General features: G+C 71.4%; 24 protein-coding genes. 20 read left to right on the forward strand and 4 right to left on the reverse strand.

The annotated features are described in order from the left end of the window. Positions 1-255: 255 nt before the first annotated feature. The 4 genes from pgsA (at position 256) to AC07GB_RS26870 (ending at position 3,729) form a co-directional block, all read left to right on the forward strand. A complete protein-coding gene (gene pgsA / locus AC07GB_RS26855) occupies positions 256-930 on the forward strand; it encodes a phosphatidylinositol phosphate synthase (RefSeq protein WP_478849710.1) in 675 nt (224 codons plus the stop codon). Beyond that, positions 927-1,889, forward strand: coding sequence for a phosphatidylinositol mannoside acyltransferase (locus AC07GB_RS26860; protein ID WP_478849711.1), 963 nt, complete (start codon positions 927-929; stop codon positions 1,887-1,889). The genes pgsA and AC07GB_RS26860 overlap by 4 nt, the downstream gene beginning before the upstream one ends. After that, positions 1,886-3,046, forward strand: coding sequence for a glycosyltransferase family 4 protein (locus AC07GB_RS26865; protein ID WP_478849713.1), 1,161 nt, complete (start codon positions 1,886-1,888; stop codon positions 3,044-3,046). The genes AC07GB_RS26860 and AC07GB_RS26865 overlap by 4 nt, the downstream gene beginning before the upstream one ends. A 137-nt stretch (positions 3,047-3,183) precedes the next feature. Further along, complete coding sequence (locus AC07GB_RS26870; protein WP_478849715.1) at positions 3,184-3,729, forward strand: LemA family protein; 546 nt, start codon at positions 3,184-3,186, stop codon at positions 3,727-3,729. A gap of 430 nt (positions 3,730-4,159) precedes the next feature. On the opposite strand, the gene AC07GB_RS26875 is transcribed toward AC07GB_RS26870, so the two are convergent. Further along, on the reverse strand, positions 4,160-4,411 hold the full coding sequence (locus AC07GB_RS26875; protein ID WP_478849717.1) for a hypothetical protein: 252 nt from the start codon (positions 4,409-4,411) through the stop codon (positions 4,160-4,162). Between the two features lie 315 nt (positions 4,412-4,726). Between AC07GB_RS26875 and pdxS the strand changes: the two genes are divergently transcribed. From pdxS to AC07GB_RS26930, 11 genes are all read left to right on the forward strand, one after another. Further along, complete coding sequence (pdxS, locus tag AC07GB_RS26880; RefSeq protein WP_478849900.1) at positions 4,727-5,575, forward strand: pyridoxal 5'-phosphate synthase lyase subunit PdxS; 849 nt, start codon at positions 4,727-4,729, stop codon at positions 5,573-5,575. A 3-nt stretch (positions 5,576-5,578) separates the two neighbouring features. After that, a complete protein-coding gene (gene pdxT, locus AC07GB_RS26885; RefSeq protein WP_478849719.1) occupies positions 5,579-6,190 on the forward strand; it encodes a pyridoxal 5'-phosphate synthase glutaminase subunit PdxT in 612 nt (203 codons plus the stop codon). Between the two features lie 49 nt (positions 6,191-6,239). Then, positions 6,240-6,992 (forward strand): YebC/PmpR family DNA-binding transcriptional regulator, encoded by a 753-nt coding sequence (locus tag AC07GB_RS26890; RefSeq protein ID WP_478849721.1) that lies wholly within the window; start codon positions 6,240-6,242, stop codon positions 6,990-6,992. Between the two features lie 107 nt (positions 6,993-7,099). After that, complete coding sequence (ruvC, locus tag AC07GB_RS26895) at positions 7,100-7,630, forward strand: crossover junction endodeoxyribonuclease RuvC (RefSeq protein WP_478849723.1); 531 nt, start codon at positions 7,100-7,102, stop codon at positions 7,628-7,630. Then, entirely contained in the window at positions 7,627-8,235 is a 609-nt protein-coding gene (gene ruvA, locus AC07GB_RS26900) for a Holliday junction branch migration protein RuvA (RefSeq protein ID WP_478849725.1), read from the forward strand. The genes ruvC and ruvA overlap by 4 nt, the downstream gene beginning before the upstream one ends. 92 nt (positions 8,236-8,327) lie before the next feature. Continuing rightward, positions 8,328-9,401 carry a Holliday junction branch migration DNA helicase RuvB gene (gene ruvB, locus AC07GB_RS26905; protein ID WP_478849727.1) on the forward strand — a complete coding sequence of 358 codons (1,074 nt, stop codon included), beginning with the start codon at positions 8,328-8,330 and terminating at the stop codon, positions 9,399-9,401. Between the two features lie 177 nt (positions 9,402-9,578). Continuing rightward, positions 9,579-10,064 carry a preprotein translocase subunit YajC gene (gene yajC / locus AC07GB_RS26910; protein ID WP_478849729.1) on the forward strand — a complete coding sequence of 162 codons (486 nt, stop codon included), beginning with the start codon at positions 9,579-9,581 and terminating at the stop codon, positions 10,062-10,064. 172 nt (positions 10,065-10,236) lie between these two features. After that, on the forward strand, positions 10,237-12,093 hold the full coding sequence (gene secD, locus AC07GB_RS26915; protein WP_478849731.1) for a protein translocase subunit SecD: 1,857 nt from the start codon (positions 10,237-10,239) through the stop codon (positions 12,091-12,093). Position 12,094: 1 nt separating this feature from the next. Beyond that, entirely contained in the window at positions 12,095-13,237 is a 1,143-nt protein-coding gene (gene secF / locus AC07GB_RS26920) for a protein translocase subunit SecF (RefSeq protein WP_478849733.1), read from the forward strand. A 17-nt stretch (positions 13,238-13,254) separates the two neighbouring features. Then, positions 13,255-13,794, forward strand: a complete 540-nt coding sequence (locus AC07GB_RS26925; RefSeq protein ID WP_478849735.1) for an adenine phosphoribosyltransferase — start codon at positions 13,255-13,257, stop codon at positions 13,792-13,794. Between the two features lie 190 nt (positions 13,795-13,984). Continuing rightward, the gene (locus tag AC07GB_RS26930; protein WP_478849737.1) at positions 13,985-16,621 is read left to right on the forward strand and encodes a RelA/SpoT family protein; all 2,637 of its coding nucleotides are present in this window, start codon (positions 13,985-13,987) and stop codon (positions 16,619-16,621) included. Between the two features lie 85 nt (positions 16,622-16,706). On the opposite strand, the gene AC07GB_RS26935 is transcribed toward AC07GB_RS26930, so the two are convergent. Continuing rightward, entirely contained in the window at positions 16,707-17,939 is a 1,233-nt protein-coding gene (locus AC07GB_RS26935; RefSeq protein WP_478849738.1) for a DUF349 domain-containing protein, read from the reverse strand. A 177-nt stretch (positions 17,940-18,116) separates the two neighbouring features. Then, positions 18,117-18,944: a peptidylprolyl isomerase gene (locus AC07GB_RS26940; RefSeq protein ID WP_478849740.1), complete on the reverse strand. Its 828-nt coding sequence runs from the start codon at positions 18,942-18,944 to the stop codon at positions 18,117-18,119. 239 nt (positions 18,945-19,183) lie between these two features. On the opposite strand from AC07GB_RS26940, the gene AC07GB_RS26945 reads away from it, so the two are divergent. The 5 genes from AC07GB_RS26945 to rpsD all read left to right on the forward strand — a co-directional run bounded on the left by AC07GB_RS26945 (position 19,184) and on the right by rpsD (position 24,345). Then, the gene (locus AC07GB_RS26945) at positions 19,184-19,897 is read left to right on the forward strand and encodes an MBL fold metallo-hydrolase (RefSeq protein ID WP_478849742.1); all 714 of its coding nucleotides are present in this window, start codon (positions 19,184-19,186) and stop codon (positions 19,895-19,897) included. Positions 19,898-19,912: 15 nt separating this feature from the next. Further along, positions 19,913-21,175 carry a histidine--tRNA ligase gene (gene hisS / locus AC07GB_RS26950; RefSeq protein ID WP_478849744.1) on the forward strand — a complete coding sequence of 421 codons (1,263 nt, stop codon included), beginning with the start codon at positions 19,913-19,915 and terminating at the stop codon, positions 21,173-21,175. A 173-nt stretch (positions 21,176-21,348) separates the two neighbouring features. Further along, positions 21,349-21,990, forward strand: coding sequence for a vitamin K epoxide reductase family protein (locus AC07GB_RS26955; RefSeq protein WP_478849901.1), 642 nt, complete (start codon positions 21,349-21,351; stop codon positions 21,988-21,990). Positions 21,991-22,047: 57 nt separating this feature from the next. Further along, complete coding sequence (locus AC07GB_RS26960; RefSeq protein WP_478849746.1) at positions 22,048-23,403, forward strand: replication-associated recombination protein A; 1,356 nt, start codon at positions 22,048-22,050, stop codon at positions 23,401-23,403. A 327-nt stretch (positions 23,404-23,730) separates the two neighbouring features. Continuing rightward, positions 23,731-24,345, forward strand: a complete 615-nt coding sequence (gene rpsD, locus AC07GB_RS26965) for a 30S ribosomal protein S4 (RefSeq protein ID WP_478601998.1) — start codon at positions 23,731-23,733, stop codon at positions 24,343-24,345. A 22-nt stretch (positions 24,346-24,367) separates the two neighbouring features. Here the strand turns inward: rpsD and AC07GB_RS26970 are convergent, their stop codons facing one another. Beyond that, positions 24,368-26,614, reverse strand: coding sequence for an ATP-binding protein (locus AC07GB_RS26970; protein WP_478849748.1), 2,247 nt, complete (start codon positions 26,612-26,614; stop codon positions 24,368-24,370). Between the last annotated feature and the right edge of the window lie 102 nt (positions 26,615-26,716).

The raw sequence follows: 26,716 nt of genomic DNA on the forward strand, positions 1-26,716 counted from the left end.
GGCCTCCCGGTTACGTGCGTGGTGAGGAGGCACAGCCCCCTCGGGGATGCTGGCTGAAGCGCGGACACGCGGGACCCGCGTGCGGGGGCGGCTCCGACGACGCCCGCGGTGCTTCCGAGCTTTCCACTTGCGTCACTGTGCGTCCATACGTCGTACGCGATCGTGAGGGGGCGAGCCGCCGTGTCCGGGGCGTGACTACGATGGGCCAGCCGGTGGCCAACGGGGCCGCCGTGCGCACCGACCCTCGGGAAGGCCATGCTGAACAAGTACGCGCGTGCGTTTTTCACGCGTGTCCTCACGCCGTTCGCCGCGTTTCTCATCCGTCGCGGGGTCAGCCCCGACACGGTCACGCTCATCGGTACGGCCGGAGTGATGGCGGGAGCGCTGGTCTTCTACCCGCGCGGGGAGTTCTTCTGGGGCACGGTCGTCATCACGCTGTTCGTGTTCTCCGACCTCGTCGACGGCAACATGGCGCGTCAGCTCGGCCGCTCCAGCCGCTGGGGCGCGTTCCTCGACTCGACGCTGGACCGGGTCGCCGACGGCGCGATCTTCGGCGGCTTCGCCCTGTGGTACGCGGGGTCCGGCGACGACAACATCCTGTGCGCCGTGTCGATCTTCTGCCTGGCCAGCGGCCAAGTGGTGTCGTACACGAAGGCGCGCGGCGAGGCGATCGGCCTGCCCGTGGCCGTGAACGGCCTGGTGGAGCGCGCCGAGCGCCTGGTGATCTCGCTCGTGGCGGCGGGCTTCGCCGGGCTGCACAAGTTCGGGGTGCCCGGCATCGACGTACTGCTGCCCGTGGCCCTGTGGATCGTGGCCGTCGGCAGTCTCGTCACGCTCGTGCAGCGCGTGGTGACGGTGCGCCGCGAGTCCGCGGAGGCGGACGCCGAGGCGGCCCGGGACGACGCCCAGCGGAGCGAGACCGCCTCATGAGCCGCGCCGCGGACAAGCTGACGGACGCGTTGTACGGGGCGGGCTGGAGCACGGTCAAGAAGCTTCCCGAGCCCGCCGCCGTGCGCCTGGGGCGTGGCATCGCCGACCTCGCGTGGAAGCGGCGCGGCAAGGGCGTGCTGCGCCTGGAGGCCAACTACGCGCGCGTGGTGCCTGACGCGACGCCGCAGCGCCTCGCGGAGCTGTCCAAGGCGGGCATGCGGTCGTACATGCGCTACTGGATGGAGTCCTTCCGGCTTCCGGCCTGGAGCGAGGACCGCATCAAGGACGGCTTCACGCCCCAGGACCTGCACCACCTGACCGACGGCCTGGACAGCGGCAGGGGCGTCATCCTCGCGCTGCCGCACCTGGGGAACTGGGACCTGGCCGGCGCCTGGGTCACCACGAAGCTGAAGACGCCGTTCACCACCGTGCAGGAGCGGCAGAAGCCCGAGTCCCTGTACGACCGCTTCGTGGCCTACCGCAGCGGACTCGGCATGGAGGTCCTGCCGCACACCGGCGGCTCGGCCTTCGGCACGCTCGCCCGGCGGCTGCGCGCGGGCGGGCTCGTCTGCCTCGTCGCGGACCGGGACCTGTCGGCGTCCGGCGTCGAGGTGAAGTTCTTCGGCGAGAGCGCGCGGATGCCCGCGGGGCCCGCCGCGCTCGCCCAGCAGACGGGCGCGCTGCTCCTGCCGGTGACGCTCTGGTACGACGCGTCGCCGGTGATGCGCGGCCGTGTCCACCCGCCCGTCGACGTGCCCGAGACGGGCACGCGCGCGGAGAAGACGGCCGCCATGACCCAGGCCCTCGCCGACGTCTTCGCCACGGGCATCGCCGAGCACCCGGAGGACTGGCACATGCTCCAGCGGCTGTGGCTCGCGGACCTGGACCCGGCGAAGGCGCCCGCCCCGGCGGGGCGCGCGCGGGAGGCGGACGGATCCCGGGGCGAGGGGACGCGGTGAAGGTCGGCATCGTCTGCCCGTACTCGTGGGACGTGCCGGGCGGCGTCCAGTTCCACATCCGCGATCTGGCGGAGCACCTCATCCGCATGGGGCACGAGGTCTCCGTCCTCGCCCCGGCGGACGACGAGACCCCCTTGCCGCCGTACGTGGTGTCGGCGGGCCGTGCCGTTCCGGTTCCGTACAACGGCTCGGTGGCGCGGCTCAACTTCGGCTTCCTGTCGGCCGCGCGGGTGCGCCGCTGGCTGCACGACGGCACCTTCGACGTCATCCACATCCACGAGCCGACCTCGCCGTCGCTCGGCCTGCTGACCTGCTGGGCGGCGCAGGGCCCGATCGTGGCGACGTTCCACACGTCCAACCCGCGCTCGCGGGCCATGATCGCGGCGTATCCGATCCTGCAGCCCGCCCTGGAGAAGATCAGCGCGCGCATCGCGGTCAGCGAGTACGCCCGCCGCACGCTGGTCGAGCACCTGGGCGGCGACGCCGTGGTCATCCCGAACGGCGTGGACGTCGACTTCTTCGCCGACGCCGAGCCCAAGCCCGAGTGGCAAGGGGGCACGATCGGCTTCATCGGCCGCATCGACGAGCCCCGCAAGGGCCTGCCGGTCCTGATGAAGGCGCTGCCCAGGATCTTCGCGGAGTGCCCGGAGGCACGCCTCCTTGTCGCCGGGCGCGGCGACGAGGAGGAGGCCGTGGCCTCGCTCCCTACCCCGCTGCGCGAGCGCGTGGAGTTCCTCGGCATGGTCAGCGACGAGGACAAGGCGCGGCTGCTGCGCAGCGTCGACCTGTACGTCGCGCCGAACACCGGCGGGGAGAGCTTCGGCATCATCCTCGTCGAGGCGATGTCGGCGGGCGCCCCGGTGCTGGCCAGCGACCTCGACGCCTTCGCCCAGGTCCTCGACCAGGGCACGGCGGGCGACCTGTTCGCGAACGAGGACGCGGAGTCCCTCGCCGAGGCCGCCGTGCGCCTGCTCGGTGATCCCAAGCGCCGCGAGGAGCTGCGCGAGCGGGGCAGTAAGCACGTGCGCCGCTTCGACTGGTCGACGGTCGGCGCGGACATCCTGTCGGTGTACGAGACGGTGACGGACGGCGCGGCGGCGGTCGCGGCGGACGACCGATCGGGCCTGCGGGCCCGGTTCGGCCTGGCGCGGGACTGAGGCCGCGCGGGAAGCGCGCGACGCCCTCGACGCCGCGGCCGCGCGGCGGAGCCGCGGATCGACAGGGGCCCCGCGCGGATCGACAGGGTCCGCGCCCCGTCGGGCCCTGCCGGACCCCGGCGGTAGCCTAGGCCGCTGTGACCTCCACTTTGATCTGGATCGCGGTCGTCCTGTTCGCGATCGGCCTCTACCTGAGCTGGACCGCGGGCCGCCTGGACCGGCTGCACGCGCGCATCGACGCGGCCCGCGCCGCGCTCGACGCGCAGCTGCTGCGGCGCGCCTCGGTCGCGCAGGAGCTGGCCACCTCCGGAGTGCTCGATCCGGCAGCGTCGATCGTCCTGTACGAGGCGGCGCACGCGGCCCGGCAGGCGGAGGAGGAGCAGCGCGAGGTCGCCGAGAGCGAGCTGAGCCAGGCGTTGCGCGCGGTCTTCGGAGAGGCGCAGCAGGTCGAGGCGGTACGCGAGGCGCCGGGCGGCGAGGAGGCCACGCGGGAACTCGCCGCGGCCGTGCGCCGGGTGCCGATGGCGCGGCGCTTCCACAACGACGCGGTGCGCGCGGCCCGTGCGCTGCGCCGCCACCGCAAGGTGCGCTGGTTCCGCCTCGCCGGGCACGCGCCGTTCCCGATGGCGGTGGAGATGGACGACGAGCCCCCGGCGGCCCTCGCGGACCGCGCCGCGGCTTGAGCGGGCAGCGCCGACCTGGAGGGGAGCGTGCCGCAGCCGTGCTGGCTGGGAAGGGCTGGCTGTCTCGTGGCCTGAGCGGGCCGCGTTGGCTTGGGAGGGCTGGCTGTCTCGTGGCGTGAGTGGGCCGTGCTGGCTTGGGAGGGCTGGCTGTCTCGTGGCGTGAGTGGGCCGTGCTGGCTTGGGAGGGCTGGCTGTCTCGTGGCGTGAGTGGGTCGTGCTGGCTTGGGAGGGCTGGCTGTCTCGTGGCGTGAGTGGGTCGTGCTGGCTTGGGAGGGCTGGCTGTCTCGTGGCCTGAGCGGGCTGCGCTGGTTGGGAAGAGCCGACTGCCCCGCGGCCTGAGCGGACCGCGCCTTGAGCCAACCGCCCCGCAGCCTGCGCCTCGAGCCAACCGCCCCGCAGCCCGCCCCGACCGCCCCGCGCCTGACCGGCCTCAGGACCGGCGGCGGACCGTGCGCGCCAACTTCGCCGCCTCCTGGCCCCACAGCGCCAGGGACACCGCGGCGAGCAGCGCGAACGGCGTCAGCCACCAGGAGAATCCCCGCTCCACGAACTGCCAGATGACGAACGCGGGCAGGACGAGGGCCGTCACCACCTTGTGCGTGTCCCACCACCGGTTCCCCCGCCGTACGCCGCGTACGACCCACGCCACCACGGCCCGCGCCCCCGCCCACATCTCCCGCATGGTCCAAGAATGAACGGGACCGCGGCGCTTGGGGAGGGGCCACCCACAGTCGCCCCTCGGTCACGACGGCGGGCCGAGGGCGGCAAAACGATCCACCGCCTCACCATTGGCCCTTGCTGTGGCCTGGTCCGCAGGCGTTTCCTCAAGTCGGCGGAATCGCCACACGCAGCGCTGACAGCCCGCTCCCCGCGACGCTCAGCAGCTCGCTTCCACCGAGTCTCCACCGAGTGAGGTCAACCCGTGTCCAGCACGCTCTCCAGCAACGCCCAGACCGCCGACGCCACGGCCACCGGCACCGCCCGCGTGAAGCGCGGCATGGCCGAGCAGCTCAAGGGCGGCGTGATCATGGACGTCGTGACGCCCGAGCAGGCGAAGATCGCGGAGGACGCGGGCGCCGTCGCCGTCATGGCCCTGGAGCGGGTGCCCGCCGACATCCGCAAGGACGGCGGCGTGGCCCGCATGTCCGACCCGGACATGATCGAGGGCATCATCGAGGCCGTCTCCATCCCGGTCATGGCCAAGTCCCGCATCGGCCACTTCGTCGAGGCCCAGGTCCTGCAGTCGCTCGGCGTCGACTACATCGACGAGTCCGAGGTCCTCACCCCGGCCGACGAGGTCAACCACAGCGACAAGTTCGCCTTCACCACCCCCTTCGTCTGCGGCGCCACCAACCTGGGCGAGGCCCTGCGCCGCATCGCCGAGGGCGCGGCCATGATCCGCTCCAAGGGCGAGGCCGGCACCGGCAACGTCGTGGAGGCCGTGCGCCACCTGCGCCAGATCAAGAACGAGATCGCCAAGCTGCGCGGCTTCGACAACAACGAGCTGTACGCCGCCGCCAAGGAGCTGCGCGCCCCCTACGAGCTGGTCAAGGAGACCGCCGAGCTGGGCAAGCTGCCGGTCGTGCTGTTCTCCGCCGGTGGCGTCGCCACCCCGGCCGACGCCGCGCTGATGCGCCAGCTCGGCGCCGAGGGTGTCTTCGTGGGCTCCGGCATCTTCAAGTCCGGCGACCCGGCCAAGCGCGCCGCCGCCATCGTCAAGGCCACCACCTTCTACGACGACCCCAAGGTCATCGCGGACGCCTCCCGCAACCTCGGCGAGGCCATGGTCGGCATCAACTGCGACACCCTGCCTGAGGCCGAGCGCTACGCGAACCGCGGCTGGTAACCGATGACGCACGACGTACCCGTGATCGGCGTCCTGGCCCTTCAGGGCGACGTACGGGAGCACCAGATCGCCCTGGCCTCGACGGACGCCGTGGCCAGGGAGGTCCGGCGCCCCGAAGAGCTGGCCGAGGTCGACGGCCTGGTCATCCCCGGCGGCGAGTCCACCACCATCTCCAAACTGGCCGTGCTCTTCGGCCTGTTGGAGCCCCTCCGCGCGCGCGTGCGCGCCGGCATGCCGGTCTACGGCACCTGCGCGGGCATGATCATGCTCGCCGACAAGATCCTCGACCCGCGCTCGGGCCAGGAGACGGTCGGCGGCATCGACATGATCGTGCGGCGCAACGCCTTCGGGCGGCAGAACGAGTCCTTCGAGAGCGCGGTCGACATGAAGGGCGTCGACGGCGACCCTGTAGAGGGCGTCTTCATCCGGGCCCCCTGGGTGGAGTCGGTCGGCGCCGAGGTCGAGGTGCTCGCCGAGCACGGCGGCCACATCGTCGCCGTACGCCAGGGCAACGCGCTCGCCACGTCCTTCCACCCGGAGCTGACGGGCGACCACAGGGTGCACGGTCTGTTCGTGGACATGGTCAGGGCCGAGCAGGGGCGGCGGTCCTTGTAGGATCTCTGACGTTCGTTATCGAGGTTGGTTACGCGAAGGAGACAGGCAGATGTCCGGCCACTCTAAATGGGCTACGACGAAGCACAAGAAGGCCGTGATCGACGCCAAGCGCGGCAAGCTCTTCGCGAAGCTGATCAAGAACATCGAGGTCGCGGCCCGCACCGGCGGCGCCGACCTGGACGGCAACCCGACCCTCTTCGACGCCGTGCAGAAGGCCAAGAAGCAGTCGGTGCCGAACAAGAACATCGACTCCGCCCTCAAGCGCGGCGCGGGCCTCGAGGCCGGCGGCGCCGACTACGAGACGATCATGTACGAGGGCTACGGCCCCAACGGCGTCGCGGTCCTCATCGAGTGTCTGACCGACAACCGCAACCGCGCCGCCTCCGAGGTCCGCGTCGCCATGACCCGCAACGGCGGCTCCATGGCCGACCCGGGCTCCGTGTCGTACCTGTTCAACCGCAAGGGCGTCGTGATCGTCCCCAAGGGCGAGCTGTCCGAGGACGACGTCCTGGGCGCGGTCCTGGACGCCGGCGCCGAAGAGGTCAACGACCTGGGCGAGTCCTTCGAGGTGCTCAGCGAGGCCACCGACCTGGTCGCGGTCCGCACCGCCCTCCAGGAGGCCGGGATCGACTACGACTCGGCCGACGCCAACTTCGTCCCGACCATGCAGATCGAGCTGGACGAGGACGGCGCGCGCAAGATCTTCAAGCTGATCGACGCGCTGGAGGACAGCGACGACGTGCAGAACGTCTTCGCCAACTTCGATGTCCCCGACGAGGTCATGGAGAAGGTCGACGCCTGACCCGACTCGGGCACACGGGCCGACGGGACACACCCCGTCGGCCCGTCGCTTTGTCAGTGGCACCCGATAGCCTGCACAAACAGGCGATCGAGCGAGGGGGACATGCGGTGCGGGTACTGGGGGTCGACCCGGGTCTGACCCGGTGCGGAGTCGGCGTCGTCGAGGGCGCCGCCGGCCGCCCCCTGACGATGCGCGGCGTCGGCGTCGTCCGCACCCCAGCCGACGCGGAGCTGGGCAGCCGCCTGGTGGCCATCGAGGCGGGCATCGAGCACTGGCTGGACGAGCACCGTCCCGAAGTCCTCGCCGTGGAGCGCGTGTTCAGCCAGCACAATGTGCGCACGGTCATGGGCACGGCCCAGGCCAGCGCCGTCGCCATGCTGTGCGCGTCCCGGCGCGGCATCCCGGTCGCCCTGCACACCCCCAGCGAGGTCAAGGCCGCCGTCACCGGCTCGGGCCGGGCCGAGAAAGCCCAGGTCGGGGCGATGGTGACCCGGCTGCTCCGGCTCGAAGCGCCGCCCAGGCCCGCCGACGCCGCCGACGCCCTCGCGCTCGCCATCTGCCACATCTGGCGCGCCCCCGCGCAGAACAGACTCCAGCAGGCCCACGCCCTGCACGCAAGGAAAGGCCGTACGGCATGATCGCCTTCGTCAGCGGCCCGGTCGCCGCCCTCGCCCCGGACACCGCCGTGGTCGAAGTGGGCGGCGTCGGCATGGCCGTCCAGTGCACGCCCAACACGCTCTCCACGCTCCGCGTCGGCAAGCCCGCCAAGCTCGCCACCTCCCTCGTCGTCCGGGAGGACTCGCTCACGCTGTACGGCTTCGCCGACGACGACGAGCGGCAGACCTTCGAGCTGCTCCAGACCGCCAGCGGGGTGGGGCCGCGCCTGGCCCAGGCCATGCTCGCCGTGCACAGCCCCGACGCCCTGCGCCGCGCGGTCTCCACCGGGGACGAGAAGGCGCTCACCGCCGTGCCCGGCATCGGCAAGAAGGGCGCCCAGAAGCTGCTCCTGGAGCTGAAGGACCGCCTCGGCGAGCCCCTCGGCACCGGCGGCCCGGCCGTCGGCACCCCCGTCACCCAGGGCTGGCGCGAGCAGCTGCACGCCGCGCTCATCGGCCTCGGGTACGCGACGCGGGAGGCCGACGAGGCCGTCACCGCCGTCGCCCCGCAGGCCGAGGCCGCGGGGAACCCGCAGGTGGGCCAGCTCCTCAAGGCCGCCCTCCAGACGCTGAACCGCACCCGCTGACCGCGCCCGCCGACCGCGCCAGGACCGGCGCTCCGCACGCCGGCGCGGACCACGGACGCACGATCTCCGACGACCTACGCGAGGCACACCGCATGAACTGGGACGACCCGACCGACGACGCCGCGACCGCCGCGGAGCGCCTGGTGGAAGCCGTCGCCGACGGAGAGGACCAGGCGGTCGAGGCCGCCCTGCGCCCCAAGGACCTGGGCGAGTTCATCGGCCAGGAGAAGGTCAGGGAGCAGCTCGACCTCGTCCTGCGCGCCGCCCGCGCCCGGGGTGCCACCGCCGACCACGTGCTGCTCTCCGGCGCCCCCGGCCTCGGCAAGACCACCCTGTCGATGATCATCGCCGCCGAGATGGGCGCCCCGATCCGCATCACCAGCGGCCCGGCCATCCAGCACGCGGGCGACCTCGCGGCGATCCTGTCCTCGCTCCAGGAGGGCGAGGTCCTCTTCCTCGACGAGATCCACCGCATGTCCCGGCCCGCCGAGGAGATGCTGTACATGGCGATGGAGGACTTCCGCGTCGACGTCATCGTCGGCAAGGGCCCGGGCGCCACCGCCATCCCCCTGGAGCTGCCGCCCTTCACCCTGGTCGGCGCCACCACGCGCGCGGGCCTGCTGCCGCCGCCGCTGCGCGACCGCTTCGGCTTCACCGCGCACATGGAGTTCTACGAACCCGCCGAGCTGGAGCGGGTGATCCACCGCTCGGCGAACCTCCTCGACGTGGAGATCGACACGCACGGCGCCGCCGAGATCGCGGGCCGCTCCCGGGGCACCCCGCGCATCGCCAACCGCCTGCTGCGCCGCGTACGGGACTACGCGCAGGTCAAGGCGGACGGTGTGATCAACCGTGAGATCGCGGGCGCCGCCCTCGGCGTGTACGAGGTCGACTCGCGCGGCCTCGACCGCCTCGACCGCGCGGTCCTCGAAGCCCTCCTCAAGCTCTTCGGCGGCGGCCCGGTCGGCCTGTCCACGCTGGCGGTGGCGGTGGGGGAGGAGCGCGAGACGGTCGAGGAGGTGGCCGAGCCCTTCCTGGTGCGCGAGGGACTGCTCGCCCGCACCCCCCGCGGCCGCGTCGCCACGCCCGCCGCCTGGGCGCACCTGGGCCTGACCCCGCCCGGGCAGGGGACGGGAAGTGGCCAACAAGACCTGTTCGGGACGTGACACGGACGGTGACGGCGCGGAGAGTCGCACGGTCAGGAACTGCGGTGCCATGCTGAGCGTTGTTCGTTAGGCGCGGACTCGCTTAGACTCCGCCGATGCCGCCTCTATAGGCAGCGCCGCCCACCCCCATCCATCAGGCCGCCCCACCACGCGGTCGTGCGAAGGAAACTCCGTCCCGTGAATATCGTGACCCTCCTCCCGTTCATCGTGCTCATCGGGGCCATGTTCCTGATGACCCGGTCCGCCAAGAAGAAGCAGCAGGCGGCCGCCCAGATGCGCAACGACATGACGCCTGGCACCGGCATCCGCACCATCGGAGGCATGTACGCCACCGTCAAGGAGGTCCACGACGACTCGGTCCTCCTTGAGGTGGCCCCGGGCGTCCACGCGGTTTACGCGAAGAACGCCATCGGCGCCGTCCTGGACGACGACGAGTACAACCGCATCGTGCACGGCGCGGAGCCCGAGGACGATACCCCGGTGGTGCCGGACGACGCTTCCTCCCTCACCGAGACCGACGAGACCGACGAGACTGACAAGCTCGCGTCCGACGACTCGCGCATCGACCTCGGCAAGAAGGACACGGCCGACGCGGCCGGCGACGCCCCCGAGGCCGCAGACGCGGAGCCGAAGAAGACCGACGGCGAGTCCGGCGCGAAGTAGTCACAGCCGGGGGCCCGACGTGCGCCCGCTCGCGCACCGCGGCCCCCGCCGCAGGTGATTTCGCGCCGCGTCTCGACACAACTTCATGGCCGCCCACCCGGGACCCCCTCCGCTCAGCGAAGGCCAGGGGGAGCACCCCGCAGGCCGGCGGTTGGACAGGGAGAACGAGAAGGTGGCAGCACCCAAGAAGGGCCGAAGGCAGGGGACCCAGGGGAAACCGGGTCGCACCCTGGTCTTCATCCTGATCGCCCTGGTGGCGCTCACCGGGGGGATGTTCCTCTCCGGGCACACCACGCCCCGCCTCGGCATCGACCTCGCCGGTGGTACGAGCATCACGCTCCAGGCGAAGAACGAGCCGGGTCAGAAGAACGCGATCAACGAGACCAACATGAACACGGCTGTTGACATCATCAACAAGCGTGTCAATGGTCTGGGCGTCTCCGAGGCCGAGGTCCAGACCCAGGGCTCCGAGAACATCATCGTCAACATCCCCAAGGGCACGAACGCCAAGCAGGCGCGTGCGCAGGTGGGCACCACCGCGCAGCTCTTCTTCCGGCCGGTCATCGCCCGTCAGCCCAGCGTCCCCGTGGACGGCGGCAAGGACAAGGGCAACAAGGGCGACAAGGGCGACAAGGACAAGAAGGACAAGCCGGGCTCGTCCCCGACCCCGGGTGCCACCGACAAGGGCACGGACAAGGACGGCGACAAGAGCGGCAAGGGCGACAAGTCGAAGGACGAGTCCGCCTCGCCCTCCTCGACCCCCACGACCCAGGGCCGTTCCGTCACCGACGGCCTGAAGGACGAGCCCACCCCGTCCGGCAAGTCCAGCGACAAGCCGCAGGACAAGCAGGACAAGAAGGACGACGGCAAGAAGGACGAGACGCCGAAGCCCGACCCGGCCGGTCAGCCGTCCGCCCAGCTCCAGGAGCAGTTCGCCAAGCTCGACTGCACCGACCCCAAGGCCCGCACGAAGATCAAGGAAGGCGTCAAGCCCTCCGACTCGGTCGTGGCCTGCGGCAAGGACAGCGACGGAAACTGGAACAAGTTCATCCTTGGCCCGTCCGAGGTCAGCGGCAAGGAGGTCGACGACGCCAAGGCGATCTTCGACACCCAGGGTGCCGCGGGCTGGAAGGTCACCATGGACTTCTCCAAGACCGGCACCAGGCAGTTCGGCGACATCACCGGCAAGCTCGCCGGCAAGCCCTCCCCGCAGAACGAGTTCGGCATCGTCATGGACGGCGAGGTCGTCTCCTGGCCGTTCGTCCAGCAGGCGCTCACCGGCGGCACGGCCGAAATCTCCGGCAGCTTCGACCAGGACGAGGCCAAGGACCTGGCCAACATGCTGTCGTACGGCGCGCTCCCGCTGACCTTCAAGGAGCAGAGCGTCCAGACCGTCAGTGCGGCCCTCGGCGGCGAGCAGCTGCGCGCCGGCCTGATCGCCGGCGCCATCGGCCTCGCGCTCGTCATCATCTACCTGGTGTCGTACTACCGCGGCCTGGCGCTCATCGCCATCGCGAGCCTCGGCGTCTCCGCGGCACTGACGTACACGATCATGACGCTGCTCGGCCCGACCATTAAGTTCGCGCTGAACCTGCCCGCGGTCTGCGGTGCGATCGTCGCGATCGGCATCACCGCCGACTCCTTCATCGTCTACTTCGAACGCATAAGGGACGAGGTCCGCGAGGGCCGTACGCTGCGGCCCGCCGTCGAGCGCGCCTGGCCGCGGGCCCGGCGCACCATCCTGGTGTCGGACTTCGTGTCGTTCCTCGCCGCCGCGGTGCTCTTCATCGTCACCGTCGGCAAGGTCCAGGGCTTCGCGTTCACGCTGGGTCTGACCACGCTCCTCGACGTCGTGGTGGTCTTCTTCTTCACCAAGCCGCTGATGACGATCATGGCCCGCAAGAAGTTCTTCGCGAGTGGCCACAAGTGGTCCGGTCTCGACCCGAAGCGGCTCGGCGCCCAGCCCCCGCTGCGTCGCTCGCGCCGTACGAGCGCCCCCGCCGCCCCCGTCGACCCGAAGGAGGCGTGAGATGTCGAAGCTCGGCAATCTCGGCGCCCGGCTCTACCGCGGCGAGGTCGGCTACGACTTCGTCGGCAAGCGCAAGATCTGGTACGGCATCTCGATCCTCATCACCATCACGGCCTTCGTGGCCCTGATGGTGCGAGGCCTGCACATGGGCATCGAGTTCGAAGGCGGCGCCGTCTTCAACACGCCCAAGACCAGCGTCTCCGCCGCCTCCGCCGAAGAGATCGCGGAGGACGCGTCCGGCCACCAGGCGATCGCCCAGCGGCTCGGCAACGACACGCTGCGCATCCAGATCAGCGGTGTGGACACCGACAAGTCCGACTCCATCAAGGCCGAGCTGGCCGAGAAGCTGGACGTGAAGGCGGACGACATCAACGCCGACCTGGTCGGCCCCAGCTGGGGTGATCAGATCGCCAACAAGGCCTGGCAGGGCCTGGCGATCTTCATGATCCTCGTGGTGGTCTACCTGGCGATCGCCTTCGAGTGGCGCATGGCCCTGGCCGCGCTGATCGCGCTCATCCACGACATCACGATCACCGTGGGCGTGTACGCGCTCGTCGGCTTCGAGGTGACGCCGGGCACGGTCATCGGCCTCCTGACGATCCTCGGTTACTCGCTGTACGACACGGTCGTGGTCTTCGACAGCCTCAAGGAACAGTCGAAGGACCTCACCAAGCAGACGCGCTTCACCTACAGCGAGGTCGCCAACCGCTCCATCAACAGCACGCTGGTCCGGTCGATCAACACGACGGTGGTCGCGCTGCTCCCGGTGGCCGGTCTGCTGTTCATCGGCGGCGGCTTCCTCGGCGCCGGCATGCTGAACGACATCTCGCTGTCGCTGTTCGTCGGCCTCGCCGCGGGCGCGTACTCGTCGATCTTCATCGCCACTCCGCTGGTCGCCGACTTCAAGGAGACCGACCCGCAGATGAAGGCGCTCAAGAAGCGGGTGCTCGCCAAGCGCCGTGCCGCGGCCGCCAAGGGCGAGTCCGAGGAGGCCCCGGCGCCGGACGCCGACGCCACCGAGGACCCCCAGGGCGCCGAGGACGGCGACGACACCGCCCCCGCGGTCGTCGGCCCGCGCTCCGGCCCCCGCGCCCAGCCCGTCCGCAACCGCGGCCGCGGCCGCCCCTCGGGCAAGCGCCGATGACGGAGACGGGAACCCCGATGACCGAGATCAAGGAACTGCTGCTCAGCCGCATCCGCGACGTGGCGGACTACCCGACGCCCGGAGTGATGTTCAAGGACATCACGCCGCTGCTCGCCGACCCGGCGGCGTTCACGGCGCTCACCGACGCGCTCGCCGACCTGAGCGTGCGCAGCGGCGCCACGAAGATCGTCGGCCTGGAGGCCCGCGGCTTCATCCTGGGCGCCCCCGCGGCCCTGCGTGCGGGGCTCGGCTTCATCCCGGTCCGCAAGGCGGGCAAGCTCCCCGGAGCCACGCTCAGGCAGGCCTACGACCTGGAGTACGGCAGCGCCGAGATCGAGGTGCACGCCGAGGACCTCGCCGCGGGCGACCGCGTCATGGTCATCGACGACGTCCTCGCCACCGGCGGCACCGCCGAGGCCTCGCTGCGGCTCATCCGCCGTGCCGGCGCCGAGGTGGCGGGAGTGGCGGTCCTGATGGAGCTGGGCTTCCTGGGCGGCCGTGAGCGGCTGGTTCCCGCCCTGGACGGCGCGCCCCTGGAGGCGCTCCTCACGGTCTGAGGATCCCGTGGGGCCGCCGAGGCGGCCCCACGGGACATCGAGGCGGGCCCGGCGGAATCCGGCGCCCGCCTCCGGCGTTTCCGCAGTACGGAGCAGTCTCACCGGCCGAGGGCGAGCCGTGGGCCCAGGATCGATACCATGGGCACTTCGGGACCTGACCGGGGGACCCGATCGCGCACAGGGAGCGCTCTTGCCAGACGAGTCCCAGCCACTTGCCGCCGCCAAGCCCGTCCAGGAGTCCGAGCGGGCCACGGCGCCCGCCGCCGCGCCCGCGGGCCAGGCGCCGAGCACGGCATCGGCGGCCCCCGCGCCGGGCGGGACGACCACGCCCGGCGGCACGCCCGCGCGCGGCGAGCACAGCGAGAAGCCCGCCACCGCCGGCAGCGGCGACAAGCCGGGCGGGCCCGGCGAGCCCGCCCGGCCCGAGCAGGCCGCCGAGCGCCGCCCGCGCCCCGCCGCGCAGCCCGAGCGCGCCACCCCGCCACCCGCCCCGGCCCGCCCCGCCACCGGTAAGCCGGAGCGCTCCGGCTCCTCCAACCGCGTGCGCGCCCGCCTGGCCCGCCTGGGCGTGCAGCGCTCCAACCCGTACAACCCGGTCCTGGAGCCCCTGCTGCGGATAGTGCGCAGCAACGACCCCAAGATCGAGACCGCCACGCTGCGCCAGATCGAGCGGGCCTACCAGGTCGCCGAGCGCTGGCACCGGGGCCAGAAGCGCAAGAGCGGCGACCCGTACATCACCCACCCGCTGGCCGTCACCACGATCCTGGCGGAGCTGGGCATGGACCCGGCCACGCTCATGGCGGGCCTCCTGCACGACACCGTCGAGGACACCGAGTACGGCCTGGAGCAGCTCCGCCGCGACTTCGGCGACCAGGTCGCCCTGCTCGTCGACGGCGTCACCAAGCTCGACAAGGTCAAGTTCGGCGAGGCCGCCCAGGCCGAGACCGTGCGCAAGATGGTCGTCGCCATGGCCAAGGACCCGCGCGTCCTGGTCATCAAGCTCGCCGACCGCCTGCACAACATGCGCACCATGCGCTACCTCAAGCGCGAGAAGCAGGAGAAGAAGGCCCGCGAGACGCTGGAGATCTACGCTCCGCTCGCCCATCGCCTGGGCATGAACACGATCAAGTGGGAGCTGGAGGACCTCGCCTTCGCGATCCTCTACCCCAAGATGTACGACGAAATCGTGCGCCTGGTCGCCGAGCGTGCCCCCAAGCGCGACGAGTACCTGGCCATAGTGACCGACGAGGTCCAGTCCGACCTGCGCTCCGCGCGCATCAAGGCCACCGTCACCGGACGCCCCAAGCACTACTACAGCGTCTACCAGAAGATGATCGTCCGCGGCCGTGACTTCGCGGAGATCTACGACCTGGTGGGCATTCGCGTCCTCGTCGACACGGTCCGCGACTGCTACGCCGCCCTCGGCACCGTGCACGCGCGATGGAACCCGGTCCCCGGCCGGTTCAAGGACTACATCGCGATGCCCAAGTTCAACATGTACCAGTCGCTGCACACGACGGTCATCGGCCCCAACGGCAAGCCCGTCGAACTCCAGATCCGCACGTTCGACATGCACCGCCGCGCCGAGTACGGCATCGCCGCGCACTGGAAGTACAAGCAGGAGGCCGTCGCCGGCGCCTCCAAGGTCCGCACCGACGCGCCGAAGTCGTCCGGCAAGGGCAAGGACGACCACCTCAACGACATGGCGTGGCTGCGCCAGCTCCTGGACTGGCAGAAGGAGACCGAGGACCCCGGCGAGTTCCTGGAGTCCCTGCGCTTCGACCTCTCGCGCAACGAGGTGTTCGTCTTCACCCCCAAGGGCGACGTCATCGCGCTGCCCGCGGGCGCCACTCCCGTGGACTTCTCGTACGCCGTCCACACCGAGGTCGGCCACCGCACCATAGGCGCCCGGGTCAACGGCCGGCTCGTGCCGCTCGAATCGACCCTCGACAACGGCGACCTGGTGGAGGTCTTCACCTCCAAGGCCGCGGGCGCGGGCCCGAGCCGCGACTGGCTCGGCTTCGTGAAGTCGCCCCGCGCGCGCAACAAGATCCGGGCCTGGTTCTCCAAGGAGCGCCGCGAGGAGGCCATCGAGCAGGGCAAGGACGCCATCGTGCGGGCCATGCGCAAGCAGAACCTGCCCATCCAGCGCATCCTCACCGGCGACTCCCTCGTCACGCTCGCGCACGAGATGCGCTACCCCGACATCTCGTCGCTGTACGCCGCGATCGGCGAGGGCCACGTCACCGCGCAGAGCGTGGTGCAGAAGCTCGTCCAGGCCCTCGGCGGCGAGGAGGCCGCCAACGAGGACATCGCCGAGAGCGCGCCGCCCGCCCGCCGGGGCCGCTCCAAGCGCCGCTCCAGCGCGGACCCGGGCGTCGTCGTCAAGGGCGTCGACGACGTGTGGGTCAAGCTGGCCCGCTGCTGTACGCCGGTGCCGGGCGACCCCATCATCGGCTTCGTCACGCGCGGCAGTGGCGTATCGGTTCACCGCAGCGACTGCGTGAACGTGGACTCGCTGTCCCGCGAGCCCGAGCGCATCCTCGATGTCGAGTGGGCGCCCACGCAGTCCTCGGTGTTCCTCGTCGCCATCCAGGTCGAGGCCTTGGACCGCTCGCGCCTGCTCTCGGACGTCACGCGCATCCTCTCGGACCAGCACGTGAACATCCTCTCGGCGGCCGTCCAGACCTCCCGCGACCGCGTCGCCACCTCCCGCTTCACCTTCGAGATGGGCGACCCCAAGCACCTGGGACACGTCCTGAAGGCGGTCAGGGGAGTGGAGGGCGTGTACGACGTCTACCGCGTGACGTCGGCACGCAGGCCGTAAGGCACACGCCGAGACACGACTCCACACGGAAGGGCTCCCGTACGCGACGTACGGGAGCCCCTGTGCGAGACGCGCGGAGAACCGCTCAGCCGCCGAACTCCTGAAGGCCCTTGAGGGCCTGGTCCAGGAGGGCCTGACGGCCGTCCAGCTCCCGCTGGAGCTTGTCCGCCTTGGCGGTGTTGCCCGCCGTGCGCGCGGCCTCGACCTGGCCCCGCAGCTTGTCCACGGCGGCCTGGAGCTGACCGGTCAGGCCCTCGGCGCGGGCCCGCGCCTCGGGGTTGGTCCGGCGCCACTCGGCTTCCTCGGACTCCTGGAGCGCCCGCTCCACCGCGTGCATCCGGCCCTCGACCTTCGGCCGCGCGTCACGCGGGACGTGGCCGATGGCCTCCCAGCGCTCGTTGATGGAGCGGAAGGCCGCTCGGGCCGCCTTCAGGTCCGTGACCGGGACGAGCTTCTCGGCCTCGTCGGCCAGCTCCTCCTTGAGCTTGAGGTTCTCGCCCTGCTCGGCGTCACGCTCCGCGAAGACCGCGCTGCGCGCCGCGAAGAACACGTCCTGGGCGCCGCGGAAGCGGTTCCACAGGTCGTCCTCGTGCTCGCGCTGGGCGCGGCCCGCGGCCTTCCAGTCGGCCATCAGCTCGCGGTAGCGCGCCGCCGTCGGACCCCAGTCCGTCGAGTTCGACAGCGCCTCGGCCTCCGCGACCAGCTTCTCCTTGGCCTTGCGGGCGTCCTCGCGCTGCGCGTCCAGCTGCGCGAAGTGGGCCTTGCGGCGCTTGGAGAACGCCGAGCGGGCGTGCGAGAAGCGGTGCCACAGCTCGTCATCGGACTTGCGGTCCAGGCGCGGCAGCCCCTTCCAGGTGTCCACGAGCGCCCGCAGCCGCTCGCCCGCCGACCGCCACTGCTCGCTCTGCGCCAGCTCCTCGGCCTCCGCGACCAGCGCCTCCTTGGCGTGCCTCGCCTCGTCCGACTGCTTGGCCTTCTGCGCCTTGCGCTCCTCACGGCGCGCCTCGACCGACGCGACGAGCTTGTCGAGCCGCTTGCTCAGCGCGTCCAGGTCCCCCACGGCGTGCGCCTCGTCGACCTGCTGGCGCAGGTGGTCGATGGCGATCGTCGCGTCCTTGGCCGACAGATCGGTCGTCTTGACCCGGCGCTCGAGAAGTCCGATCTCGACGACCAGACCGTCGTACTTGCGCTCGAAATAGGCCAGGGCCTCGTCGGGAGATCCTGCCTGCCACGAACCGACCACTCGCTCGCCGCCGTCGGCCGTACGCACGTACACGGTCCCCGTCTCGTCGACGCGGCCCCACGGGTCGCTGCTCACAGCGCCTCCTCCACATGATGCCTGCACAAGGCCACGGGCCCCCGGCATCGTCCACAGTTTCGTCACCGCCAACATAGGCGACCGGCGGGGCGGCTGTCCGCATCCAGCACGAGCGAAATTCACCGCCCGCACCCGCGACGCACACGGGGTCGCCTTCCGGACTTCGCCGGTGCCGCCTCAGGACTTCCGTACGGTCGCCTTGTCGATGACCACGGTCGCGTTCGGTGCCCCGTCGCCCTGCCCGGTACTCTCACCCGCGGCAGCGATCTTCTTCAAAACCTTCATGCCCGACGCGGAGACGGTCCCGAACGGCGTGTAGTCGGGCGGCAGCTGACTGTCCTGGTAGACGAGGAAGAACTGGCTGCCGCCGGTGTCGCGGCCCGTCTTCTTGTCGGGCTTGTAGCGGTTGGCCATCGCCACCGTGCCCGCCGGGTACACGTTGCCCTTCAGGCGCTTGTCCTTCAGGTTCTCGTCCGGGATCGAGTAGCCCGGGGTGCCCTCGCCGGTGCCCTTGGGGTCGCCGCACTGCAACACGTTGACGTTGCCCGAGGTGAGGCGGTGGCACGCGGTGTGGTCCAAGTACCCCTTGTTCACCAGGAAGTCGAAGGAGTTGACGGTGCGCGGGGCCTTCGCCGCGTCCAGAGCGAGGTCGATGTCGCCGCACGTCGTGCTCAGCTTCATCGAGTACGCGGCCGACCTGTCGATGGTCAGCGCCGGCTCCTTCTTGAAGCTGAGCGGCTTGACCTTGCCCGGCGCCGCCTTGCGACAGGGGTCCGCGGGCTTGCTGGGCGTCGGGCCCGGCGCGGCGTCGTCCTTCGTGGAGCCGCCGCCGTCGAAGGCGCCCGCCGCGTAGGAGGCGGCACCCCCGGCCACGACCAGGGCGAGCGTGCCCGCGATGACTCCGTTGCGTAGGCGCCTGCGCCGCTGGGCGACCTCCCGCCGCTGCTGCTGCCGCAAGTACTTCTCCCGCGCGAGCTGCTTACGCCGCTGCTGCTGGCTGACCACCGGGCCCACTCCTCGAACGTCTCATCCGTCGTCTCGCACATCCCGTACGCGATGTCGTACCTGTCGCACGCGCGCGTACGTCGTCCGCCGTCGGTCTGCTGTCGTCGGCGCGCGGCACGAGGGGCCGCGTGTGCCCCGTACCGTATATGGGTTAGCTGTGGAATCGGCAGCGCCGGTAGGCTCTGACCCGCCGCTCTCCCAGCCGCCACTTCGCCGTACGACCGAAACGAAGGACGATCGTGCTCATTGCCGGGTTTCCCGCCGGGGCCTGGGGCACCAACTGCTATCTGGTCGCCCCCGCCGCAGGCGAGGAGTGCGTGATCATCGACCCGGGGCACGAGGCCGCTCCGGGCGTCGAGGAAGCGCTCAAGAAGCATCGGCTCAAGCCCGTCGCCGTGGTCCTCACGCACGGCCACCTCGACCACGTCGCCTCGGTCGTCCCGGTCTGCGGCGCGCACGACGTGCCCGCCTGGATCCACCCCGAGGACCGGTACATGATGAGCGACCCGGAGAAGGCCCTCGGCCGCTCCATCGGGACCCAGCTCATGGGCGAGCTGACCGTCGGGGAGCCCGACGACGTGCGGGAGCTGACGGACGGGTCGAGCCTCAGCCTCGCCGGGCTCGACCTCACCGTCGCGCACGCGCCGGGCCATACGAAGGGGTCGGTGACCTTCAGGCTGCCCGAGACGGCCGACATCCCGTCGGTCTTCTTCTCGGGCGACCTGCTCTTCGCCGGCTCCATCGGACGCACCGACCTGCCCGGCGGCTCCCACGCCGAGATCCTCCAGTCGCTGGCCCGCGTGTGCCTGCCGCTGGACGACTCGACCGTGGTGCTTTCGGGCCACGGCCCCCAGACGACCATCGGCCAGGAGCGCGCCACCAACCCGTATCTGCGGCAGGTGGCCTCCGGCTTCGGGGCGGACCCGACGTCCGCACCCCGACGAGGAATGTGACGAGAGACTTCTGAAGTGAGCACCTTCAAGGCCCCCAAGGGCACGTACGACCTGCTGCCGCCCGACTCCGCGACGTACCTCGCGGTGCGCGAGGCCATCGCGGCACCCCTGCGCAACTCCGGGTACGGCTATGTGGAGACCCCCGGCTTCGAGAACGTCGAGCTGTTCGCACGCGGCGTAGGCGAGTCCACGGACATCGTCACCAAGGAGATGTATTCGTTCACCACACGGGGCGGCGACAAGCTCGCCCTGCGCCCCGAAGGCACCGCCTCCGTGCTGCGCGCCGCCCTGGAGGGCAACCTGCACAAGGCGGGCAACCTCCCGGTGAAGCTCTGGTACTCGGGTTCGTACTACCGCTACGAGCGCCCGCAGAAGGGCCGCTACCGCCACTTCTCGCAGGTCGGCGCGGAGGCCATCGGCGCCGAGGACCCCGCGCTCGACGCCGAGCTGATCATCCTGGCCGACCAGGCCTACCGCTCCCTCGGCCTGAAGGAGTTCCGCATCCTGCTGAACTCGCTCGGCGACAAGGAGTGCCGCCCCGTCTACCGCGCCGCGCTCCAGGATTTCCTGCGCGCGCTCGACCTGGACGAGGAGACGCGCCGCCGCATCGAGATCAACCCGCTGCGCGTCCTCGACGACAAGCGCCCCGAGGTGCAGCAGCAGCTCGTCGGCGCCCCGCTCCTGCGCGACTACCTGTGTGACGCCTGCAAGGCGTACCACGAGCAGGTGCGCGAGCTGCTCACCGCCGAGGGCGTCCGCTACGAGGACGACCCGAAGCTGGTCCGCGGCCTGGACTACTACACGCGCACGACCTTCGAGTTCGTCCACGACGGCCTCGGTTCGCAGTCCGCGGTCGGCGGCGGCGGCCGCTACGACGGCCTGTCGGAGATGATCGGCGGCCCCGCGCTGCCGTCCGTCGGCTGGGCGCTCGGCGTGGACCGCACGGTGCTCGCCCTGGAGGCGGAGGGCGTCTCCCTGGAGCTGCCCCCGGCCACCAGCGTCTTCGCGGTGCCCCTCGGCGACGAGGCGCGCCGAGTGCTCTTCGCCAAGGTCTCGCAGCTCCGCAAGGCCGGAATCGCGGCGGACTTCTCGTACGGCGGGAAGGGCCTGAAGGGGGCGATGAAGAACGCCAACCGCAGTGGCGCGCGCTTCACGGTCGTCGCCGGTGAGCGCGATCTGGCGGAAGGCGTCGTCCAGCTCAAGGACATGGAGTCCGGCGAGCAGGAGGCCGTCGCCGTGGATGAGGTCGTGGAGATCCTCAAGAGCAAGCTGGCCTAGCAGAGCGACGGCGGAGGGGTGGGACGCGCTCGCGCGCCCCGCCCCTCCGCCGTTCACGCCCCCCGTGGGTGCCCCCTTATGTCCACCGGAGGGTGGACTCACAGGAGCTTGCGGCACAATGACCCTGCCCCAGGCCACCCGCGAGCGATGGAAACGGCGTGATGAGCGAACCGATGTCAGTGAAGCAGCCAGTGAAGGGCGGCGCCGCCTCGGGCGAGGGCCGCGCGGAAGCGTCCGGGTCCGTCGGCGGCGGCCGGGCGTTCGCGTTGCTTCTGGTGGTCACGGGTGTGGCGGGGCTGTGGGCGTCGTGGATCATCACGCTCGACAAGTTCGAGTTGCTGAAGGACCCGAACTTCCAGCCCGGGTGCAGTATCAACCCGGTGGTGGCCTGCGGCAGCATCATGAAGAGCGAGCAGGCGGAGGCGTTCGGGTTCCCGAATCCGATGCTGGGGCTCGCGGCGTACGCCGTGGTGATCGGTGTCGGGATGAGTCTGCTGGCGGGGGCGCGTTTTCCGCGCTGGTACTGGCTGACGTTCAACGCGGGCACGTTGTTCGGGGTGGGGTTCTGCACGTGGTTGCAGTTCCAGTCCCTGTACCGGATCAACGCGCTGTGCCTGTGGTGCTGCCTGGCGTGGGTCGCCACGATCCTGATGTTCTGGTACGTGACCGCCTTCAACGTCCGCAACGGCTTCCTGCCCGCGCCGCGCTGGATGAAGACCTTCTTCGAGGACTTCGCCTGGGCGCTGCCGGTCGTGCACGTCGGCGTGATCGCTGTACTGATCTTCACGCGGTGGGGCACCGACCTCTGGGCCTGAGCCCGGCCGCCGGCGGCCCCGGACCGATTGTCAGTGGGGTGGCATAGGGTTCTTGACGTGGAGCCCGATCTGTTCACCGCCGCAGCTGAGGACCGCCAGGAGAAGGACCCGGCGAGCAGTCCTCTGGCCGTCCGCATGCGCCCGCGCACGATCGACGAGGTGGTGGGCCAGCAGCATCTGCTGCGGCCCGGGTCGCCGCTGCGCCGCCTCGTCGGCGAGGGCGGCGGCGGACCCGCCGGGCCGTCCTCGGTGTTCCTGTGGGGCCCGCCCGGCATCGGCAAGACGACCTTGGCGTACGTGGTCTCCAAGGCGACGAACAAGCGCTTCGTGGAGCTGTCCGCGATCACCGCGGGCGTCAAGGAGGTCCGCGCGGTCATCGACGGCGCCCGCCGGGCCATGGGCGGCCACGGCAAGGAGACGGTGCTCTTCCTCGACGAGATCCACCGCTTCAGCAAGGCCCAGCAGGACTCCCTGCTCCCCGCCGTCGAGAACCGCTGGGTGACGTTGATCGCGGCGACCACCGAGAATCCGTACTTCTCGGTGATCTCCCCGCTCCTGTCCCGCTCCCTGCTGCTCACGCTCGAGCCGCTCACGGACGACGACCTGCGAGGTCTTCTGGAGCGCGCCCTCACCGAGGAGCGCGGCCTCGGCGGCGCCGTCACGCTGCCCGACGACGCGAGGGAGCACATCCTGCGGATCGCGGGCGGCGACGCCCGCCGCGCGCTCACCGCCCTGGAGGCGGGCGCGGGCTCGGCCCTCGCCAAGGGCGAGCAGGAGATCACCCTCCAGACCCTGGAGGAGTCGGTCGACCGGGCCGCCGTGAAATACGACCGCGCGGGCGACCAGCACTACGACGTCGCGAGCGCCCTCATCAAGTCCATCCGCGGTTCGGACGTCGACGCGGCCCTGCACTATCTGGCCCGGATGATCGAGGCGGGCGAGGACCCCCGGTTCATCGCCCGCCGCCTGATGATCTCCGCGAGTGAGGACATCGGCCTCGCCGACCCCGGCGCCCTGCCCATCGCCGTCGCCGCGGCCCAGGCCGTCGCCATGATCGGCTTCCCCGAGGCCGCGCTGACCCTGAGCCACGCCACGATCGCCCTGGCTCTCGCCCCGAAGTCGAACGCGGCGACGACCGCGATCGGCGCAGCCCTGGAGGACGTCCGCAAGGGCCACGCCGGCCCCGTCCCGCCCCACCTGCGCGACGGCCACTACAAGGGCGCGGCCAAGCTCGGCCACGCCCAGGGCTATGTGTACCCCCACGACCTGCCCGAGGGCATCGCCCCCCAGCAGTACGCCCCGGACACCCTCAAGGACCGCGAGTACTACACCCCCACCCGCCACGGCACCGAGGCGCGCTATGCGGACGCGGTGGAATGGACCAGGAAGCACCTCGGTCGCAAGCGGTCCTGAGCAGCCTGTAGAATTCCCCGAAGTGCTGAGTCCCGCGTCCGGTCCCGTACCGGCGCCACCAGAGCGGGACATCCAGCCGGAGATCCGGCCCCAGGGCGGAGATCTCCAGGAGCGTCGCGCACCGTCGAAGGTGTCGCGGGCAGCCCACCACCATCCCCCCGGGGAAGCGGTCGGTGGGCCACTCGCGTGCTGCACATAGTGCCCAGACCCAGGAGCGGCTGCCGGGCGAGTCCCTCAAGGACCCGCCGGGTTTCCCGGGCTGCGGATGTGACCTCCCCTAACCCTGGTGAAGCCGATTTCGTACAGAAGAGCAGAGGTGTTTGGTTCATGGCGAACCAGTCCCGCCCCAAGGTCAAGAAGTCGCGTGCCCTCGGCATCGCGCTGACCCCGAAGGCCGTCAAGTACTTCGAGGCCCGCCCCTACCCGCCGGGCGAGCACGGTCGCGGCCGCAAGCAGAACTCGGACTACAAGGTCCGTCTGCTCGAGAAGCAGCGTCTGCGCGCGCAGTACGACGTGTCCGAGCGCCAGCTCGTCCGCGCCTACGAGCGTGCCTCCAAGGTCCAGGGCAAGACCGGTGAGGCCCTGATCGTCGAGCTGGAGCGTCGTCTCGACGCCCTGGTCCTGCGTTCGGGCATCGCCCGCACGATCTACCAGGCCCGCCAGATGGTCGTCCACGGCCACATCGAGGTCAACGGCCACAAGGTCGACAAGCCGTCCTTCCGCGTGAAGCCGGACGACGTCGTCATGGTCCGCGAGCGCAGCCGCCAGAAGCCGCTGTTCGAGGTCGCGCGCGAGGGTGGCTTCGCCGCCGACGGCGAGACCCCGCGCTACCTCCAGGTCAACCTGAAGGCCCTGGCCTTCCGCCTGGACCGCGAGCCGAACCGCAAGGAGATCCCCGTGATCTGCGACGAGCAGCTCGTCGTCGAGTACTACGCCCGCTGACCCGGACGTAGCCTCACCTGGCTCAGCCCGTCGTCTCCCCGCCCTTACGGGTCGGGGAGGCGGCGGGTTCGCGCGTTTGCGGGGTCGTGCCCTCGGCCGGGATCCCGCGCGGGCCGCGCCGCGCCCCCGGCGCCGCCGCCCGGCCCCGGCGCAGCGCCCGCGCCACCGCCGCGTCCGGCGGGAGCAGCGCGCCGGCCCGAAGCTGCGCCTCGTACAGCTCGTCGCCGAGCCGCTCCCTGGCCCGCGCCTCGCACAGCGCGTGCGGGCCGCCGAAGTACCGCGAGCCGAACAGCGGCAGCCCCACCGACGGCCAGATCCGCGAGGCCACGCCCTGGAGCACGGCGGCCTCCGCCGCGTCCCCCTCCGTGGCCGTGAACAGCGCGAGCAGCTCCACCGCGAGGACCGTGCCGAGCAGGTCGTGGAAGCTGTGGTCGAGGTCGAGGCAGCGCGAGACCAGCTCGCGCGCGCGGTCCGGCTCGCCCCGCGTCCACGCCGCGTACCCGAGGACGTACAGCGCGTAGGCGAGCGTCCAGCGCTCGCCATGGTCCTCGCACACCTGGCGCACGTCCTCGCACAGCTCCACGGCGTCCCCGAGCGCTCCCTGGAAGGCCAGGGCCATCGCCAGCTCGACCTGGCCCATCAGCACGTTGCTGTTCAGCTCGCCGATGCTGCGGTACGCGTCGAGGGCCGTGCGCAGCAGCCGCTCCGCGCGCGGCATGTCGTCCGAGACCAGGGCGAGACAGCCCAGGCGGTGCACCGCGTACGCCGCCGCGACGGCGCTGCCCGTGCGCTCGGCGGTGTCCTGGCACTCCTGGAGCGCGCACAGGGCGGGCACCGTGTCGCCCTGGAGGATCGCCACATAGCCGAGCACCCACAGCGCCTTCAGGCGTGACTGCTCGCAGCCGGGCCCCTCGCCCTCCAGGTCCACGGCCCGGTCCAGCCAGTGCCTGCCCTCCGCGAGCCGCCCGCAGCCCACCCAGCAGAACCACAGCGTGCCCGCGAGGTACTGGCCGAGGTGCGTCTCCTCCGGCTCGGTCAGGCAGAACTCCAGGGCGGCTCGCAGATCGGGCAGCTCGCACTCGACGAGCACGGCGACCTCCGCCTGGCGGGGCGAGAACCAGTCCAGCTCGCACCAGGTGGCGAGCCCCATGTACCAGTCGCGGTGCCTGCGCCGCATCCGCGCGGTGTCCCCGGCAGCCCGCAGCCACTCCGCGCCGTACGCCCTGACGGTGTCGAGCATGCGGTAGCGCACGCCCGTGGGGCTCTCCTCGCGGGTGAGGACCGACTGCGCGAGCAGCTCCTCCACGACGTCGAGCACCTCGTCGGCGAGCAGCCCGTCGCCGCTGCACACGTACTCGACGGCCTCCAGGTCGAAGGGGCCGGAGAACACCGAGAGCCGCGCCCACAGCAGCCGCTCCTGCGCCGTGCACAGCTCGTGGCTCCAGCCGATCGCCGTACGCAGCGTCTGGTGCCGGGGCAGCAGGTCGCGCGAGGCGCCGGTCAGGAGCCGGAAGCGGTCGTCAAGGCGGGCGAGCAGCTGCCCCGGGGACAGGGCCCGCAGGCGTCCTGCGGCCAGTTCGATGGCGAGCGGGATGCCGTCCAGGCGGCGGCACACCTCCAGGACCTCGGTGCGGTGCCCGTCGTCGAGGGCGAAGCCGGGCAGGCAGGCCGAGGCCCGGTCCGCGAACAGGGCGGCCGCGTCGGGCTCCGCCATCGGCGCGAGCGGCAGGACGCGCTCGCCCGCAAGGCCGAGCGGCCTGCGCCCGGCGGCGAGGACCCGCAGGCCAGGGCAGCGCACCAGGAGGTCGCGCACCAGCGAGGCGGTGGCGGCCACGAGGTGCTCGAACCCGTCCACCACGAGCAGCAGTTCCCGCCCGGCGAGCCGGTCGAGCAGCACCTGGCGGGGCGAGCGCCGGGTGTGGTCCGTCAGCTCCAGGGCGCCGGCCACCGCGTGCTCCACCAGCTCGGGGTCGCGCACCGGGTCAAGGTCCACCAGCCAGGCGCCGTCGCGCGGCCGGAGCGCGGCGGCCGCCCGCGCCGCGAGCCGGGACTTGCCGACGCCCCCGACCCCGGTCACCGTGACCAGGCGGCCGACGGCCAACGCCTCGGTCAGGACGGACAGTTCGGCGCCCCGGCCGACGAACGCGGTGAGTTCGGCGGGGAGGTTCCCCAGGAGGGCGGGCGCCGCCGGCCCCGGCTGCGGGGACGACGGGTCGGCGGCGGCTGCTGAATCGTTCCGACGGGGATCGGGGCGCTGAGGGCGTCGCATGACGTACGGAGCGTACTCACGCGTACGCGGTCCGTACAATCAGTCCGCGTCGGTTCCGCGGCTTCCCCCCGCTTCAAGTGCCGCGTGCGGTAATGCGGTACG

It is taken from the genome of Streptomyces sp. NPDC045778, assembly GCF_056431945.1.

Excerpts from the sequence above, each read along its gene's own strand:
- pgsA (WP_478849710.1), top strand. The coding sequence starts at position 256 with ATGCTGAACAAGTACGCGCGTGCGTTTTTCACGCGTGTCCTCACGCCG.
- AC07GB_RS26860 (WP_478849711.1), top strand. The coding sequence starts at position 927 with ATGAGCCGCGCCGCGGACAAGCTGACGGACGCGTTGTACGGGGCGGGC.
- AC07GB_RS26875 (WP_478849717.1), bottom strand. The coding sequence starts at position 4,411 with ATGCGGGAGATGTGGGCGGGGGCGCGGGCCGTGGTGGCGTGGGTCGTA.
- pdxS (WP_478849900.1), top strand. The coding sequence starts at position 4,727 with ATGGCCGAGCAGCTCAAGGGCGGCGTGATCATGGACGTCGTGACGCCC.
- pdxT (WP_478849719.1), top strand. The coding sequence starts at position 5,579 with ATGACGCACGACGTACCCGTGATCGGCGTCCTGGCCCTTCAGGGCGAC.
- AC07GB_RS26890 (WP_478849721.1), top strand. The coding sequence starts at position 6,240 with ATGTCCGGCCACTCTAAATGGGCTACGACGAAGCACAAGAAGGCCGTG.
- ruvA (WP_478849725.1), top strand. The coding sequence starts at position 7,627 with ATGATCGCCTTCGTCAGCGGCCCGGTCGCCGCCCTCGCCCCGGACACC.
- ruvB (WP_478849727.1), top strand. The coding sequence starts at position 8,328 with ATGAACTGGGACGACCCGACCGACGACGCCGCGACCGCCGCGGAGCGC.
- secF (WP_478849733.1), top strand. The coding sequence starts at position 12,095 with ATGTCGAAGCTCGGCAATCTCGGCGCCCGGCTCTACCGCGGCGAGGTC.
- AC07GB_RS26925 (WP_478849735.1), top strand. The coding sequence starts at position 13,255 with ATGACCGAGATCAAGGAACTGCTGCTCAGCCGCATCCGCGACGTGGCG.
- AC07GB_RS26955 (WP_478849901.1), top strand. The coding sequence starts at position 21,349 with ATGTCAGTGAAGCAGCCAGTGAAGGGCGGCGCCGCCTCGGGCGAGGGC.
- rpsD (WP_478601998.1), top strand. The coding sequence starts at position 23,731 with ATGGCGAACCAGTCCCGCCCCAAGGTCAAGAAGTCGCGTGCCCTCGGC.
- AC07GB_RS26970 (WP_478849748.1), bottom strand. The coding sequence starts at position 26,614 with ATGCGACGCCCTCAGCGCCCCGATCCCCGTCGGAACGATTCAGCAGCC.